Origin of the sequence: Nonomuraea mesophila, from assembly GCF_004352805.1 — a bacterium.
In the GTDB taxonomy this organism is placed as follows: domain Bacteria; phylum Actinomycetota; class Actinomycetes; order Streptosporangiales; family Streptosporangiaceae; genus Nonomuraea; species Nonomuraea longispora.
Genome location: NZ_SMLD01000117.1, coordinates 1 through 15,706 on the forward strand (window position 1 = coordinate 1; position 15,706 = coordinate 15,706).

The following is a 15,706-nucleotide window of genomic DNA, read 5'->3' on the forward strand; positions in this document are numbered from 1 at the left end:
CCTGGTCCGCGCCGGGGCGACCTTCGTCAAGGGCAAGCTCGTCGAGCGGCCCGAGGAATCACTGGCCATCGAGGAGCGGTCAATAGCCGCATAAAAGATCTTGATCCACAGGTATTGACTATTTCTCTCCAAGGGCGTGAGTTCGTCGGGTGCAGGCATCGCCGCAAGCGCGAAAACGTCCACCTCATGCCAGCCAAGCGTCGGTGCAAGCCGTAGGAGCAGCTCTCGACCAGGCTCTGCGCCGTCATACACCTCCTGCAGCTTGGCCTCAGGGACCTCGGATAAATGGGCCAGGTCATCGAGGCTCAGGCCTCGGTGGCTGGCCAATCTCGCCAGCAACACGCCGAATCTTGGGTATCCCACCATCTCGACCACCTTGGGTCAGCGCATCACCAGACCGCGTCCACCTGTGATCATGCCATCAGTGCGTAGCTGGTTAGAGGTGGAACAACTGAGTACCGCGGACGAGCCCTGGCGAGAGCATTAAGATCACATAGACGTCATGCGTTCGTGGATGAGAACTTTCTCTACGGTTTCGAGAGCATCAAGATCACATAGACGTCATGCGTTCGTGGATGAGAACTTTCTCTACGGTTTCAAGCCGCCGCCCGGCGGGCGGCGGGCGGCCGGGCGGTCCGGGCGGGCGTGCGGCCTCTCCGGGCCGGTCCCGCCCGGCCACCCCGCCGCGCAACCGGACGCAGGCAGACGACGCACAGGCGACCGAAGACAACGCCAGCAGGGCGCGCCTAATGCGGACCACGAGACTACCTACGCGGTCTGAACACCACATCGATGTGTCCGTCGGATCGGAACAAGCTCACTGACCGCCCCGCACTCCCTCAACTCAGGCACGCGCAGCAGACCGCTCCTCCGTATTACGCCCGGCTTTGATGCAGGATGACATGATCGAGAGGAACGGCGAGCAGCGGATGTACACGCGAATCCCAGCTTGATATTCCATCGCCCGGCTCCCTGTCGCTCCGTGGTGAGTCGACGGCGTGCGAGATGATCAGGGCAAGCAGAAGCGCAGGTCGCACAGGATGTCGCGCACGTCAGCCATCTGTAATAACCCAAAGCGGCTACGAGTCACTTAACTGAAAGGCCGGGTTCCGTCCTGCAAAGGAGTATTGGGCATCCACTCCATGCTGGATGAGTTGCTTCCGTGGTCCACTTTCGAGAAGGTATGCTCCACCGAGATTATGTCAGACGGAAACGGAGTTGAAGCAAATGGATTGTCAAACCTGATCGCATTGGACCTAAGAGATTCGGGGCGATGCCATGCGAACCGTCCCGCAAATATTGCCGAGACTCTCCGGTTCTTGCCCTCTGGCCGTTCTTTGGAAAGCCCGAAAAATCCGTCGCTTGCCCTGCGGAAAGTGATGCTCTCATCGGATATAGGCCTGGGGCCTATCGGCACAACAATCTGTTCGGTGCCGTATAGCGCATCTATTATTTGATCAAGGGTGCAGAAGGGGTCCTGTAGGCCGATGAAGATGGCAAAAGGCGCCCCTTGCAGGTCATAGCGACTCCCGCCTTTCTTGCGCAGCCGGTCCCGTAGTCGAACTTTCGAGTCTACGAATCCGCCGATCATTGGCCCCGTTCCTACGATTCGCCCATCGGGACGCTCTGGAGCATCAGTCTTCCTCGGGAAAAATTGGAAGCGCAGCTCCACGCCTTTGCTGCGGTATGTGGCTTCTGGTGGCGTGTAGTGTTGAGGGTCTATTGCGAGATCCGTTGGAAGTCGGGCAAGCTCAGTGCGGACCCAATCCACGAGGCGGCCGAGCGGAGGTTCGCGATTGCTTGGCCACGACACTATCTCAAAGCTCAGGAACCAGCGATCCAACAGTAGTTCCGCGTTGAGCTTATCCGCAATGCGACCATGTTTATATTGCTCGGCGGCCCAGTCGTCTCGTAGGAGGATAGAGGCTACTTCTATTCCGCAAACATAGGTTCCATCTCGATAGATAGAGAAATCGGGGCTGCCAAGTCGTTCCTCGTATTTCGCTACAACATTCCTGTTGATTAGCTCATGAACTCCTAGTTCGTCTAGTGCCTGTGTGTGAAATATCTCATTGGGGCTGCGTAGTTTATCTAGTAGTGCATCGCCTTTGTCGGGGAATCTGGCGTATGACGAGTTGACTGCTTGTCTTGCCAATCTGGCTTCATCTCGGGTGGATTGGAGATACCAGTTTGCGCCCGGTTCTGTATTTCCGAGTGGGCTTAGTCTAGGATGTTCGGGCTCTGGAAATACAAGTTTGATGGTCAAGTGTCCTCGCAAGGTCGATCTAGCTACCGCTCGCCAGTCCAGCGTTGTGGCCGCGAGTCATACTAGTTCGAGTCCGGATCGTAGCGCTGATATTTAGCGATCGGTGCCTCCTCCAGATCTCTGCACGACTTCGGTACTCGCCATGGGCGGCTTGAGCGATCGGCTGCCGCGGACCGACTTCGTCGATCCTTGTCACCGGGCGAGACAGCTGGTCGCTTCTGGGGTTGAAGTCATAGAGTTGAGGTCAGCATCTGCATCGAGCCCGCTGCGGATCGCCAGGCGGAGCGATCTATGCACCCTTCTTTCGGTGCCGCTCCTGGACGATCTGTGTGGCCGTCATCCCGCATATATGCTGCACAAACCATGAGCGTTCGTTCGCGGCTTTCTCTCCGTCCCACTGCTGGGCGTCCTGCTCGGGCATGTTCAGCGGTGGAGATACCTTGGCGGGACGGTAGGTGGCACGCCAGTGCTGGCCGTTCCCATAGGTGGGGTTCCAGAATGTGTAATCGCCGCCGACGACCGGCTTGGGATCGAGGTCGATTTGGAGGCGGCCGTGATCGAAGAGGTAAACCTCGATCACGTCCTGGCCGCAGTCGTTGCAGCGATTAGGGCCGGTGGTCATGCGGTGTCGCCGGTGGGCGTGGCGTGTGGCGGCCTTCTGCGAGAGCGATGTTGTGCAAGAGAGCGGACTGCCAGGCCAGCGTGGAAGCGAGCGCGATGGCGTCCTCCTGCCGAACAGACCGCATGACGCCCGCCGTCGCCATCTCCAGGGTGAGCGTCCGACGGAGCTCAGCCGTCCACCACACTCGCCCGAACGCATCGCTCTGGTAGTCGATGTCCCAGCCTGGATAGGTGTTGCGGAGCACCGAGAGCTGGCGGCCGCGCAGGTCCAGTACGAGGGCAGCGTCGGCGATGACCTGGTGGACGTTCGGGTCGGCACTCTGGATGAGCGCGTGCAGTTCGGCGTCGGTCATCGCGGGGTGGTTGTTCGTGTCCCAGTGCACGGTTCCATCACAGTCACTCGTGGTACGACTGCGGGAGAGGACACTGGAGGCGCACCCAGCTATCCGCCTGTGTCCGCCCGTCCCCCGGAGGTGTGCGCGCGATGAGCAAGGTTCCGGCCTGGGCCGGTCGGCTACGCACCGAGCGGACCAGGCGAGGATGGTCTCAGCGGGATCTCGCGGTGCAACTGTCCCGGGTCTCTGACAGGGTTCTGCCCGAGCCCGAGAGCATGGTCCGCAGGATCCGGGATCACGAGTGCGGTAAGCATCGGCCGGACGATGAGTACGCCGAGCTGTACTGCCGCGTGTATGGGTTGAGCGAACACGCCCTCTTCAACGATGTTGACGAAGAGACGTACCTCAGCGACGAAATCGACGCGATCGAGCTAGCCCGCCGGGCGGAGGCTAGCGACGCCGCCGCAGCGCGCCTGCGTACCGCCGGCCAGTTGGCCGACCACGCTGAGCACCCCGAGATAAGGGCCTGGTGCCTGGAAACAGAGGCGTGGCAGGCTCTCACCGAGGGGGAGTACCAGCACGCCATGATCCTCTCCCAGGGAGCGCAAGACGTCGCCCCTCGCAGGAGCTCGGCCTACATCCAGGCGACGGGGCAGGAAGGCCGGGCGTGGGCGCGGATGGGGAAGGGAATCGAGACCAGGGCTGCGCTCAATCGGATTCACCAGATGGTCTCTCCTATGCCCATGCCGGACCGGCCAGAGCACCACTTCCGGTACGACCCCGCCAAAAGCGAGGCCTACACCGCGACGACGCTCTCATGGCTGGGCGATCCCGCGGCGGTGGACTACGCACGGCAGGTCTTCGCACGATTGGAGTCCACCGAGGACGGCGGACCGCGCCCCCGCAGGGCCGCCTCCGCTCGTCTCGATCTGGCACTGGCCCTGCTCGCTACGGACGAGCCGGGAGAGGCCGGTTACATCACCCTCCAAGCGGTCATGAGCGGCCTGCTCGTCCCCTCGAACTACTGGCGGGCCAAGGAGGTCATCACGGGCATCGAGGAGCAGGGTCTCGCCGAAGCCGTCGAACTACGCGAGGTCTACCAGGAGCTGTATGGCCGGTCGTCGAAGCCGCCGAGACCACAGCTCAGCGTATGAAGACCGACGTCCGTCGCCAAGGTAAGGAAGGAGCCACGCGGGTGAGCCATGCGCTGCGCGCACACGCAAATGTGCGGCCGTCACGATCGCTGACTTCGGTAAGCGTCGTAGACGGCGGGGGCGATCGGCTGCCGCGGACCGACTTCGTCGGTCCTTGCCACTGAATGGGGTGGCTGATCGAGGTGCCGGCGGAGCTGAGACCGTCAAGAGCGGAAGGTCGGGGATTCGACCCGTCCATACCACCTCACCAGGCAAAATAGATGCCCCCTAATGGATCACTGTTGAAGTTGTTGATCTACCCGTCGGCAACATCTGCCAGGCTGCCTGCAGGATAACGACAAGCTCTGGCATGCCGGACAGCCAGCTCATAGCCTATTTTCTCCGAATACCCGACTCGATATACTGTGCGTTACAACTGCTACCTTCTCGCCGAGAGAGCTCATGGGTCCTTTAATTGCGATAGTCGGCAGCGCTTCACCGCAACGCGAATATGACCCGCAGATTTCGGATGCGGAGATGGTTATTTCGGCGGCAGAAACCCTTGGACAAGAGCTGGCGATCAGCGGCTTTCGGATCGCAGTTTTTTCCAGTCGGCCGGATTTCATCGAGAAGACTGTGGTTAAGGGTTATCTCGCGTCGGGCCGTGCGGCGGCGCAATCGGTGGTGGTTCATGGCCGGTTCGGCAAGGATTCGGATTTCGCTGAGGCGAGCGAGTTCCGGGAGTGTTTCGACGTGCGTCCTGACCCCGGCGCCGACTGGGAGGTCGGATACTACCGGGCCTTGCTTGCGGTCGACGGCTTGGTGGTCATCGGTGGTGGGCGGTCGGCGTTTACAGCTGGGTTGATCGCCATCTCGCGCGGCATTCCTATCATCGCCCTGGCAGCAATGGGCGGCGCGGCACAGCGAGTGTGGCGTCGCCTACATGGAGAGCACCAGCTCGTTGACGACGAGGACATCTCCTCCATGGCAGCGGCGTGGACCGCTGGCTCGGCGTCGAGGCTGGTGGCATCGTTGAGACGCCAGCACGACCTGCTCGCTGACCGGCACCGCCAGGCGGAGGATGACCAACGGCGGGCTGGCAGACGCGAGACCGTGGGCCTCATCGTTGGCTTCATTCTGCTGCTCTTGGCCTTGACCGCCATCCCGATCTCTTACGCGGAACCTCCGGGCACTGCCTTGGGGATCTCCGCTCTGGTGGGTGCACCTCTTCTGGCCGGGGCTTGCGGCGCGATCATGCGAAACGCTTTCGACGACACCCCACGCTGGGGACGGACCGTGATGCTCGGGACGGTCGCTGGTGTCGTAACTACATTGCTCTTCCTCTCCGCTCAGCTCACAACGACCCCCGACGTTCTCACCACTGAGGCATCGCGCCGGCTCCTCTTTTTTGTCCTACCCGTGGGCTTCATCTCAGGGCTCACCTTCGACGCCGTGTACAACAGGCTGCGCGCGCAGGATGTCTCTTTCGCTTCGAGCCTCGGTCAGCCGCCCAAACCGTGATGAGAGGGCGTCACGGTTCACCTTCGGGCTCTGAGTCCTCGTTGAGCGGTGCGGTGTCTGAGTAGTTGAACTCGATCCCGAATTCTCGAAGAATCGTCTGAGCATGCTCGGGACGGCTTGCTGCGGTCATGTCATTTGCAACTCGGTGGACGAACTGGATCCCTTGGTCGCTGTCTGGCGGAAGGTCTATCCGTTCCATCAGTCTTCTGAGGCACCCGCTGGCCTCCTCGATAGGGTTCGGCTCTGGCTCCCGGAAGACCTCACCGTTCTGACGGGGGAGGAACTCTTCGATGACCGCCTTTTCATCGTTGGCTGCGGCCGATAGCCGAGTCAGGGTGCCGATGAGGCTTTCGGCTTCTTTGAGGCGATCCTCTTTAGTGGCCAGCCACCAGATGACCGCGCTGCCCGGGGACTTGAAGACATCCTCTCCCAGATACTTTCGCAGGTTCTTTTGGTATCGCCGCTCGTTCTCCCAGAGCTCCTCTTGCTTGCGGAGCTCGGCGATCCGGTCGAGTCGCTTCACGTCCTCGTCCGGCAAGGCGAGGGTAACCTCCCCGGCCACCGCCTCCACCTGACCGGAACTATCCAGCCGCGGCACGCTCAAGGCCGCGTCGAGTTGCTTCGACAGGAGCGAGACCAGCGCAGGCGGCTCTCTAAGGACAATGGACCGGGCTCGGCTGATAATGGCGTCAACCGCCAGGACCGACAGATTGGAGTGATAACTGGCGGACGTGCTGGACCACTGCACAGTTGCAGAGAACCGAAACGTGTAGCCAGCGGCGGTGCTCGGCAGGAGGACTTCGCCCGTCGATGTCCGATGGTAGGTGGGCGGCTCGTCGATTTCTTCGGCTCTATACCGGGGAGCCGAGTGCGGCACAACGAGCCAGACCGCGACGGCGCAGATGGCCAGCGCGACCAGGAGTAACAGCCGAAGCCAGACAGGCCAGTCACCGAGCAAAGCGATCGCCATCAAGCCAATGCCGACGGCCACGACGGCACCTAGCAGGCCGGTTCTGTTCATGAGCCCCTTCTAGGTGTGGTCACAGGCCCTGCCGGTCATCGATACGCCGACAGAACCTCTCGGCGAGCGCCGAACTTGCCTCGCTTCCACGGGCCCACCTGAGGGCGATGACATAGAGCCTGCTCAGCAGGCTGTCGGACCCCGTGGCCGCATCCAGAAGCATCGTCAGGGTGTCCTCGGAGAGTCGGCCGTCGGTGACGCCCGTGAGCCATCTCCGGACGGTTGGCTCCCATACAGGCTGCTCCCCACGCGCCATGACCAATTTCCATCCTTGCAGCAGCAACGGCCAAAGGTCGCGGGTGATCAGGCAGGAGGCGGGCCGTTCCGGGCCCGAGATATGGAGGAAAAGTTCGAAGTCCACCCGTCTGGGTGCATCGGTCGACTCCAGCCTTGTGATCAGCCGTTTGAGAAGATGCCGGCAGAACCAAAGGTTTTCCTCTGCCAGCCGAGTGAGAACCTCGCGAGCGGCGCTGGAGGTCCTCCGATCCTCCTGCCGTGCGAGATGCCGCAGGCGAATCAGCGCGCTCATGGGATCACTCTGAACGAGCACATCCGCGCAAACTTCTACGAGAACTTGGCCACGCTCGAACGGGAGCCGAGGCTCTTTGGCCCAGCTGATGATCTTTTGTCGGAAAACCGCCCCGTGTCGCTGGTCCTCTAGACCGAGCTGGAGTATCCTCACCGCGTCCGGCCAGCGCTCCGCGGGTGTTCCGCGGTTGGTCCAGACTTGCGCCAGATGGATCAGGTCATCGGGCCGGCCCGTCCGTAACGCCTGTTCCGTGAAGCGGGTGATGACTCTATCTCGGTCGCCCGCACCTAGGCCTGTTGACTCGACCACCTGCCCAATCCAGTCCCGCAGGATCACGCGCATGTCGGGACGGTCGGTCCAGAAATGGGTACGAACCACTCCGTCGTATCCGAGCCGGGAGAAGTGGATCCGGCCGTCGGTGTCGGCGGCGACGTTCGTCAGCTTGCCCAGCTCCTCTGACAGTCCCGCTCGTTCGAGGACTGGAGTGTCATCCTCAGGAAGCCCGGCCACTTTCTGTAGAGCCTGAGCCGCGCTGTGGAGAGCGTCCACGCTCGCGCCGTTCAACATGGCTGCAGAAAGCAGCAGAGCGCGGCCTGTTCCAGGTAACTCGGCCACCATGGCGGACAGATTCCCAGCTGGGGTAGAGATAGCCTCGATCGCCTGGGCAATCATGTCTTGAAGACTGCCAGACCTAAGGAAGTCTCCCTCAATGACCAGTTGAGAGATCTTTCTGATGTCTCCCATCGATTTGTCGAGCAACTCCGGATGGTCGAACTCGGAAGGGGTTTTGATTCCAGCCAGGGTCAGATGCTGATGGAGCACCACCTGGCCCGAAGGTTTGCCGATGGGGACCACTAACCGGGCGAGTTCACCGTGGAGCAGCCCTTCGAAATCGTCAGGGACCACTGCTATCAAGAAGGCGTGACGCTCGCAGACGACCGCGTGGAAGTACTCGAGCCGCTCGCGTGCCAAGAAATACAGCTCGTCAGATGTGGAGGAAAGATCAATCAATACGCGGTAGCCGGATGCTAGCTCCAGCTCGGGCTCCTCGCGATCGTCTGCTGGGGAAAAAGAGATTTGTGTGAACGGTCCTTCGGCGCCTGGTAGGCGATGCAACAGCATCTGACCTGCGCTGCGCCGACCACTACCACTCGCACCGGTCAAGAGGACCGCGTTTCCCTCTTGCAGGCGACTCATGGCTTTGGAGTAACCGGCCGGTTCGATGAACCTCGGGTGTAGCCATTGCAGGTAGTTCCCAATCGCAGCGCGAGATGAACGGACGGGGCGGCGACTGCGTGGATCGTTGACGTAGGTAGGGGCGTAGTTGTTGTACTGGGAACCGGGACCAGTGTGAGTTGGCCCGCTCGGAGTGAGGACGACCGTGTCGATACCCTCCATGATCATCCTCTCTCGTGGCTGCCGGTAGTGGGGAAGGTGTTGTGCTGATTGCCGCTGCCAGTGTGTACAGGGCCTGTAGGGCGGTACACGATCGTTCCGGTCTGAGGAGGATGGCGGTTAGGCTGCGCTTCTGACGCGTCATGGTTGGGCAGATGCGGGAAGAGTTTCGCCAGGTCATCCCCGATTCGCGTTAAACCGGGCCCAGGGTCGTTAGGATCCAGGCGGCGATGCTGGAACTTGGCCAGAATCGCAAGTTCCTCCGGGAGGTCGCTAGGCCGCAGCGACGGCGTTTTCCGGCCTACGAGAACGGGAATCACCCGCACTTGGCTGATGAGCGCCTCGATGATCTCACGGCGGACCCAGTCCCATTCGTTGTGAAGACCGCGACCATCTGCCGACCTTCCAGCGAGCCAGTATGGACCTATGAGTGCGAGGAGGGCGCCACTCTGCCTGACCGCGGTCAGGATGGCTTCGGAAAAGCGTTGGCCTGCTTCGATTGATCTGGGTGCGAAGAAGAGAGATTCTAACCCGAATCGCCGAGATAACTCGCGATCTAGCAAGGTGGCGATGCCTGCCGTGTCGTCGGACCGAAAATTGATAAAGATGTCATGCACAAATGTGCTCCCTGGTCACCCGGGTGGCGATAACACAAAGGAGTCTGACACAGTCGCGGAGAATGACAAGAACTAGACGCCGACTTGAAAAGTTGGCAGGCGTGTGTTCAGACAGGCAGCGTGATCGTCTCGCCCAGCGACCCCAACCACGAGTTGTCGGTGCGGCTGGACGGGCGTACGACCGATGCGCATCGGCTGACGGCCGGGCAGGTGTGCTTCCTGAGTGACATACTGAGTGACGATCGAGGTGTACGAGCTCGGACGTTCACGGACTCTTGGAGACTTCCTACGCAGGTCACAAGCCATATTCGCCCTGCTGGCGATCACGGACAAGTGGCTTCGCATCGAAGTGGTCAAAGATCGCGGTGATCCCCCACTTCGGGTCGCACTGTCCGCGGCTCGGGCAATCGACGTCGAGGCTGCCCCTCATCGGGTTCCGGCATCGGGTAAAGAGGCCGAGGTGACTGCAGTGTCACCAGGCTGAGCCACATTCGCGCCACCTCCCACACGCACGCCTGTGACCAGGCCAAACCCGTACACCACCCCCGTGGACGCACCAGCCTCAATTCGTCGAGTGGGATGATGATCCGCCCGAGAAACGGACAGCCGCATTCTCCTATTTGGGTTTCACGGTCGATCGATTGGAATCCGTATTCTGCCGGTCGGCGGAGTGGTCGCCGAGGTATTTTGTGCCACATGTGTCGCTTTGGTCGGATATTCAGAGTGGCGCTATGGAAGTCGTTTCCGTATCGATCCCGATGACGCAATGTGTTGATCTTCCACATGGCTTAGCCTGCCTTGTCCCTACTAGATGCGCAGGTGGATGCCATGAGCGAACAGGCCGCACAGGCGATCGTCGGTAACGAGCAGAGTGAGGCCTCCAGGGAAGTCGTAAGCCCTCCGACAAGGAAGCCGGCGGGGACGCGGGCGGTTCCGAAGTGGGAGGCAGATGCGCGGGACCGCGTTCGAGCAGCGATACGGCGCTATTCCAAGCCGCTAACCGATCTCATAGCGCGTGATGCTAATGAAGGGGACACACGTCTGCTCATCACCGACTTCCTATGCGCAGGACTCGGCTACGACAAGTATGACGACCTCACTACGGAGTACCAGGTCAAGGGTGAGTTCGCTGACTACGGCATCCGCATCGACAAGCAACTCGTCGCCTTCATCGAGGTGAAGCGTTGCAGCCAGAAGCTCAACGCCAAGCATCTGCGGCAGGTGCAGATGTACGCCGTGAACGAGGGTGTTGAGTGGATGATCCTTTCCAACGGCCAAGTGTGGCAGGCATATCACATGACTGCCGGCCTCCCCGTGGTCATCGACCTGGCCCTTGAAGTGGACCTGCTCAGTGAAGCCGGCTTGAGCGCCAAAACGGACGCGCTCTTCTACCTGACCAAGGAAGCGTTCAAACGTCGCCTCATCGATGACCTGTGGAGGGCCCGCGCCGCCACGTCGCCGAAGTCTCTGGCCCAGGTACTCCTATCCGACGTGGTGACCGACGCCGTGCGCAAGGAGCTGCGGCGTCAGACGAACCATAATGCTGATGTCGGCGAGATCCATCGCATCCTGCGCAGTGAGGTACTTCGGCCAGAGACCTTGCTGTGAGGCGTGCTCTGACAGCGAGGCGTCGAGGCCAGTGATCTTGCTAACGCGGATGCTAACAACCGCTCTGGACAACCCTGGATGTTTCTGGAGTGGGAACGCTCCAGAAGGGCTCCCGAGCAGGTGTCCGTGACGGCGGTGGACACCAGTGGACAGTCTCGAAGTCCCTTGTGAACAGAAGGTCAGGGGTCCGATTCCCCTCGTCGGCTCTGCAACATGAAGCCTCTGATTTGGTGTTTCCGGTTCAGGGGCTTCGCGTTTGTGAGGACCATATCCCGATCTTGCTGACAGGAGGCCACCGCCTGGGCGAAGAAGTCGGAGGCCTGCTCGACCGGTGAGGCCTGCTTAGGTCGACGTGCGGGCGCGTCGGCTGGCGGTGATGTTCGCCGCGATGAGCAGGCCGGCAGGGACGACGGTGAGAAGGAAACCGCTCGGTCCGATCAGGCTGACGGCCAGCGCTCCCCAGGCGAGAATCACCCAGCCGACATACGCGGGGACGTGTTGTCCCTGCCGCCCCGCCCGCGTCACCAGTAGCCCCAGCAGCACCAGTACTACGACGAATCCACCGGGCAGGGCCCAGAACGTTGCCACCGAGTCGCTGTCCGCGGCACGGTTGCGGAGGTCCCCGGCGAGCCAGCTGGACCAGGGAGCGAGGCGGGCGAACACGGCGGTGTGCGCCACAGCGATCAGAATCATGGTTCGGCCGGCCCAGATGGTGAGCCGACTCGGGGGCGCGGACAATGCAGGTGGGTGGGCCGCAGGTGTAGTACTCATGGTTGCCAGCTTCTCCGGCCGCGGTCCGGTGTGATTCCCCCCGCGGCGGGATGTCGCTCCCTCGCTCCGGGGAGTGGCACAGGGTCGTCGAAGGCGGAGCGACCACGGCTCAGTGCCTGAACGCGGTTGGTGATCCGCCCGACTTCCAAGACACCATCGCCGCGCCAGTGCCCTGACGCGTTGCCGTACGGCTCACCAAGCAGGTACGCGGGCGGGCTCGCCGACGGATCACCACGACGAGTATCGGCAACTCACGGGCGCACTGGCAAGCGCATTGCTGGGAGCCATCTCGAAGGCCACCCGACTAGGTTCGAACGGTCGAACGACTGACGGCCGGCGGGCAGTGGTGGCTGATTACTCGCTGCGTGGGCTGGTACGGATCGACGGAAGAGGGCTATATGTGCCTATTCGGGCGCATGCCCGGGCCTTGCCTCCGGTTGGAGAGCGTCGTCTGTGGCAGGGGAGACGTGCCCGGTGAAGTGGCGCAGTTCTCTGCTGAGCGTGGCTGCGGCGGCGGTCAGGCCGAGTAGCCCGCCCAGGATGACGAGCGTCGCGGCGCCGCCCAGTGCCGCAGCCAGTGTTCCGCCCAGAACCGGGCCGAAGGGTTTGAGCGCCATGCCGCCCATGCTGAGGACCGCGCCCATCCGGCCGAGCATCGCTTCGGGCACCATTCGTGCGATCACCACGTTCATCACGACGTTCAGCGAGGGTGTCGACAGGGTGATGAAGATCAAGGGCACCATGGGCCACCACGCTCCCCATGGCAGCGCCGTGGCGGCCAGTGCGGCGCCGAAGATGGTCAGGACGGCCGGCACCAGTCTGCCGGGCGGCAGGAGTTTGCTGATGCGGCCTGACAGCAGCGCCCCGGCCAGTCCGCCGATGCCGAGGCCGGCCAGGACCGTGCCGGTGGTGAGGGCACTGCCGCCGCGTTCGCCGACCAGCACGATGAGAGGTATCAGGAACGCCCCGCCCAGCAGGTTGAGGACCATCACCGCCGCGGTGACCTCCCGCAGGCCCCGCCGGTGCCACAGCCACGTGAGGGCCTCGGCTGCTTCGCGGCGCATGCCACGCCCCTCGCTGTCCTCTCGTGTGGCGGTTGGTGACGGGTCCGACGGGCGGCGTGGGACCTTCGCGAGGGTGTAGAAGAGCGTGGCGGCAAGGAAGGTGAGGGTCTCGACGAGGAAGGGCACCGCCCGTCCCAGGCCGTACAGCAGGCCGCCGAGCGGAGGGCCGATCAGCCCGGCGGCATGTGTGCGGGACTCCTCCTGGGCGTAGGCGCCGTGCAGCTGGCTGGTGGGGACGATGCCGCGAATGGCGGTGTCCCGGACAGGCTCGATGAACGCGGCGCAGAGCGCGTCGAGCACCGCCAGCGCGACGAAGTGCCAGATCTGTACCTGGTCGGTGAGGATCAGTGCGGCCAGCAGCGCTGAGACGACCGCCTGGAGGCTCTGGGCGGTCACCAGCGTACGGCGGCGGTCCCACCGATCCACCCAGACGCCTGCCGGTATCTGGATCAGCAGGAACGCGACGGTACGAGCCCCGGCGACGATGCCCGCCAGCCCGGGTGAGCCGGTGAGCGCGAGCACCAGCAGCGGCATGGCCAGCCTGGTGAACTCCGACCCCAGCCGGGACACCGCGCTGCCGAGCCACAACCACTGGAAGCGCGCGTTCCTGCGCAGGGGGACGATCTCTGTCACGGGCCGATCTCCCTTGATGTGGCGGTGGAAGTGCCTGGCAGCCGCGAGCGTTCAACTGCTCTCGATGCGTCGCCGTACGTGGTGGGCGGGTGAGGTGTCGCGGGCCGTTGCGGTGGAGTGGCGGTAGCGGCCCGGCGAGAGGCCGTACTCGCGGCGGAACGCGCCCGCGAACGCGAACTCGGTCGCGTACCCGATCTGGCGGGCGATGGTCGCCAGCGGGGCATCCGTCTCCCGCAGGAGGCGGGCGGCGTAGTCGAGGCGCCAGTCGGTGACGTATTTCATGGGCGGCCTGCCCATCTGTGCGGTGAATCGGCGGGTGAACACCGTACGGGACATGCCCGCGACCTCGCTGAGCCGGGCCACCGTCCACGGCCTCGCCGGATCGCGGTGGATCTCCTGGATCGCGGTGGCGATCGCCGGATCGCCGATCATCGGTGTCCCGGCCGCGCCCTGGACCTCGTGCCACTGGCGTAGCGCGTGGACGAGGGTGAGGTCCACCAGCGCGGAGCGGGTCGCGCCGGTGCCCAGCCGCGTATGGGAAAGGTCCGCGCCGAACAGGTCGGTCAGCGAGCGCAGTTCTGGGTGGAGGTCATAGTCCGGCGTGACCGTGATCACGTCGGGGAGTGCCTGGAGGTACTGCGGAGCCCGGCCGTGGTCGAGCAGGTAGGCGCCGCACAGGAAGTCGAAGTCGAGGGGGCCGGGACCCGGTGGTTGCGAGCCGGGCTCCGCCACCGGAAGATCCTCCAGCGCACACGGAGCATGGCTGAATCCGTGCTCGGCCCCGGACGGGACGAGCACGATGTCGCCCGTTTCCACCCTCACCGGTTCCCCGGCCGACCTGATCAGCCAGCAGGAGCCGCGCAACGCGATGTGGAATCCGCTGCCGGAGAAGGCGGGGAACCGCATGCCCCGGGAACCGGACTGCTTGATCAGGCGGGCGTTGGCGCTTCCGGCGCGGATGGTACGGATCACCTCGCTGATCACATCCATGCGGCAGATGCTAGCCAACGTCGCCGGTCCGGCCCGGCGGCACACAGGCGTATGAAGCGGGGCCGTTCGCGTATGGCCCGGCCACGTGGCCGGTGGTTGAGTGTGCGTACATGACCGACCATTCGACGAGCGACGAAGAGACGGGCCGGGTGCTGCGCGCACACGCCGAGAAGGCGGACCTGAACGGTCGCGTGGCGCCCGAGAGCCTGCACGCGGTCGGCGCGAGCGGGGGCTTCGCGCTGCGCACACCGCAGGCGTACGGGGGCGCCGGGGCCGGGGCGGAAACGATGGCCCGGCGCCTGGCCTCGCTGGGGCGGGCCTGTCCGTCCACGGCCTGGATCGCCGGAACGTGCGCGACGAACAAGGATCTCGTGGCCGCGTACCTCCCCTGGTCGGTCCAGCAGGAGTACTTCGCCGACCCCGATGCCCTGACCTGCGGGTCCGGTCTTCCCCTCGGCCGGGGTGAACCTGTCGCCGGAGGGATCCGGGTGACGGGAAGCTGGCCGAACGTCTCCGGGTGCGAGGACGCGACCTGGGCGGGGCTCGCCCTGATGGTCGACGGCCGGCTCTGCCTGGCCGTCATCCCGGTGGCCGACCTTACCGTCGAGCGGACCTGGCACATGGCCGGCATGCGCGGGACCGGCAGCCACAGCCTCACCGCCGACGGCGTGCTGGTGCCGGCCGAGCGGGTGGCGGAGATGTCCATGCCGGCGATCGGCAAACGGCTGATGTACGGCCTCACGGTGCTCGGTCCGGTGGTGGGAGCGGCCCGCGGCGCGCTCGATGTGACCGACGAACTGTTCGCCTCCGACCGCAAGCCGTCCATGACCGCCTACTCGCGCATGGGGGAGTCGCCGGGGGCCAGGCACTGGCTGGCGGAGGCGACCCACCTGGTGAACCGGGCCGAACGTACGATGCTCGCGATCGCCCGGGCGCTGGACGCGGCTGACCCGTCCGACGCCGGCCACACCGGGCTGGACCTGGATCTGGCGGGGGCGGGTGGAGACTGCAGGGCGGCCGTCGAGCTCATGCTCGACCTGTACGGCGCGAGCGGGTTCGACACCGCGAACCCGCTGCAGCGGTACTGGCGCGACGTCGCGGTCGGCAGCCGCCATCCGCATGTGCGTACCTATCTGGCGGTGGAGAGGTTCGGCTCGGCCCTGGCCGAGCGGCACGTCGGACAGGGGTGACGGGTACGCGGG

Annotated in this window: 13 protein-coding genes; 4 read left to right on the forward strand and 9 right to left on the reverse strand. The window is 63.7% G+C overall.

Annotated elements, in window-relative coordinates:
* Positions 1-1,090: 1,090 nt before the first annotated feature.
* The 3 genes from E1295_RS33185 to E1295_RS33195 all read right to left on the reverse strand — a co-directional run bounded on the left by E1295_RS33185 (position 1,091) and on the right by E1295_RS33195 (position 3,270).
* Positions 1,091-2,266, reverse strand: a complete 1,176-nt coding sequence (locus E1295_RS33185) for a hypothetical protein (protein WP_132636650.1) — start codon at positions 2,264-2,266, stop codon at positions 1,091-1,093.
* 289 nt (positions 2,267-2,555) lie between these two features.
* Positions 2,556-2,846: a hypothetical protein gene (locus E1295_RS33190; protein ID WP_132636652.1), complete on the reverse strand. Its 291-nt coding sequence runs from the start codon at positions 2,844-2,846 to the stop codon at positions 2,556-2,558.
* A 25-nt stretch (positions 2,847-2,871) separates the two neighbouring features.
* Positions 2,872-3,270 carry a hypothetical protein gene (locus tag E1295_RS33195; RefSeq protein ID WP_132636654.1) on the reverse strand — a complete coding sequence of 133 codons (399 nt, stop codon included), beginning with the start codon at positions 3,268-3,270 and terminating at the stop codon, positions 2,872-2,874.
* A 179-nt stretch (positions 3,271-3,449) separates the two neighbouring features.
* Here E1295_RS33195 and E1295_RS33200 point away from each other — a divergent pair, with 179 nt between their 5' ends.
* Positions 3,450-4,376, forward strand: coding sequence for a hypothetical protein (locus E1295_RS33200; RefSeq protein ID WP_132636656.1), 927 nt, complete (start codon positions 3,450-3,452; stop codon positions 4,374-4,376).
* A gap of 441 nt (positions 4,377-4,817) precedes the next feature.
* The gene (locus E1295_RS33205; protein WP_132636658.1) at positions 4,818-5,876 is read left to right on the forward strand and encodes a hypothetical protein; all 1,059 of its coding nucleotides are present in this window, start codon (positions 4,818-4,820) and stop codon (positions 5,874-5,876) included.
* Positions 5,877-5,886: 10 nt separating this feature from the next.
* Here E1295_RS33205 and E1295_RS33210 read toward each other — a convergent pair whose 3' ends face one another.
* The 3 genes from E1295_RS33210 to E1295_RS33220 are packed head-to-tail and all read right to left on the reverse strand — an operon-like array spanning position 5,887 to position 9,438.
* The gene (locus E1295_RS33210) at positions 5,887-6,897 is read right to left on the reverse strand and encodes a hypothetical protein (protein WP_132636660.1); all 1,011 of its coding nucleotides are present in this window, start codon (positions 6,895-6,897) and stop codon (positions 5,887-5,889) included.
* A 19-nt stretch (positions 6,898-6,916) separates the two neighbouring features.
* Positions 6,917-8,824 carry a hypothetical protein gene (locus E1295_RS33215; RefSeq protein ID WP_132636662.1) on the reverse strand — a complete coding sequence of 636 codons (1,908 nt, stop codon included), beginning with the start codon at positions 8,822-8,824 and terminating at the stop codon, positions 6,917-6,919.
* Positions 8,825-8,826: 2 nt separating this feature from the next.
* Positions 8,827-9,438: a toll/interleukin-1 receptor domain-containing protein gene (locus E1295_RS33220; protein ID WP_132636664.1), complete on the reverse strand. Its 612-nt coding sequence runs from the start codon at positions 9,436-9,438 to the stop codon at positions 8,827-8,829.
* An 828-nt stretch (positions 9,439-10,266) separates the two neighbouring features.
* Between E1295_RS33220 and E1295_RS33225 the strand changes: the two genes are divergently transcribed.
* A complete protein-coding gene (locus E1295_RS33225) occupies positions 10,267-11,046 on the forward strand; it encodes a type I restriction enzyme HsdR N-terminal domain-containing protein (RefSeq protein ID WP_132636666.1) in 780 nt (259 codons plus the stop codon).
* Between the two features lie 342 nt (positions 11,047-11,388).
* Here E1295_RS33225 and E1295_RS33230 read toward each other — a convergent pair whose 3' ends face one another.
* From E1295_RS33230 to E1295_RS33240, 3 genes are all read right to left on the reverse strand, one after another.
* Positions 11,389-11,784 carry a DUF6463 family protein gene (locus E1295_RS33230; RefSeq protein ID WP_425465375.1) on the reverse strand — a complete coding sequence of 132 codons (396 nt, stop codon included), beginning with the start codon at positions 11,782-11,784 and terminating at the stop codon, positions 11,389-11,391.
* Positions 11,785-12,221: 437 nt separating this feature from the next.
* Complete coding sequence (locus tag E1295_RS33235; RefSeq protein WP_246080634.1) at positions 12,222-13,514, reverse strand: MFS transporter; 1,293 nt, start codon at positions 13,512-13,514, stop codon at positions 12,222-12,224.
* Positions 13,515-13,565: 51 nt separating this feature from the next.
* On the reverse strand, positions 13,566-14,504 hold the full coding sequence (locus tag E1295_RS33240) for an AraC family transcriptional regulator (RefSeq protein WP_132636672.1): 939 nt from the start codon (positions 14,502-14,504) through the stop codon (positions 13,566-13,568).
* A 110-nt stretch (positions 14,505-14,614) separates the two neighbouring features.
* Between E1295_RS33240 and E1295_RS33245 the strand changes: the two genes are divergently transcribed.
* Entirely contained in the window at positions 14,615-15,694 is a 1,080-nt protein-coding gene (locus E1295_RS33245; RefSeq protein WP_132636674.1) for an acyl-CoA dehydrogenase family protein, read from the forward strand.
* The last annotated feature ends 12 nt before the right edge of the window (positions 15,695-15,706 follow it).

Excerpts from the sequence above, each read along its gene's own strand:
- E1295_RS33205 (WP_132636658.1), top strand. The coding sequence starts at position 4,818 with ATGGGTCCTTTAATTGCGATAGTCGGCAGCGCTTCACCGCAACGCGAA.
- E1295_RS33210 (WP_132636660.1), bottom strand. The coding sequence starts at position 6,897 with ATGAACAGAACCGGCCTGCTAGGTGCCGTCGTGGCCGTCGGCATTGGC.
- E1295_RS33215 (WP_132636662.1), bottom strand. The coding sequence starts at position 8,824 with ATGGAGGGTATCGACACGGTCGTCCTCACTCCGAGCGGGCCAACTCAC.
- E1295_RS33225 (WP_132636666.1), top strand. The coding sequence starts at position 10,267 with ATGAGCGAACAGGCCGCACAGGCGATCGTCGGTAACGAGCAGAGTGAG.
- E1295_RS33240 (WP_132636672.1), bottom strand. The coding sequence starts at position 14,504 with ATGGATGTGATCAGCGAGGTGATCCGTACCATCCGCGCCGGAAGCGCC.
- E1295_RS33245 (WP_132636674.1), top strand. The coding sequence starts at position 14,615 with ATGACCGACCATTCGACGAGCGACGAAGAGACGGGCCGGGTGCTGCGC.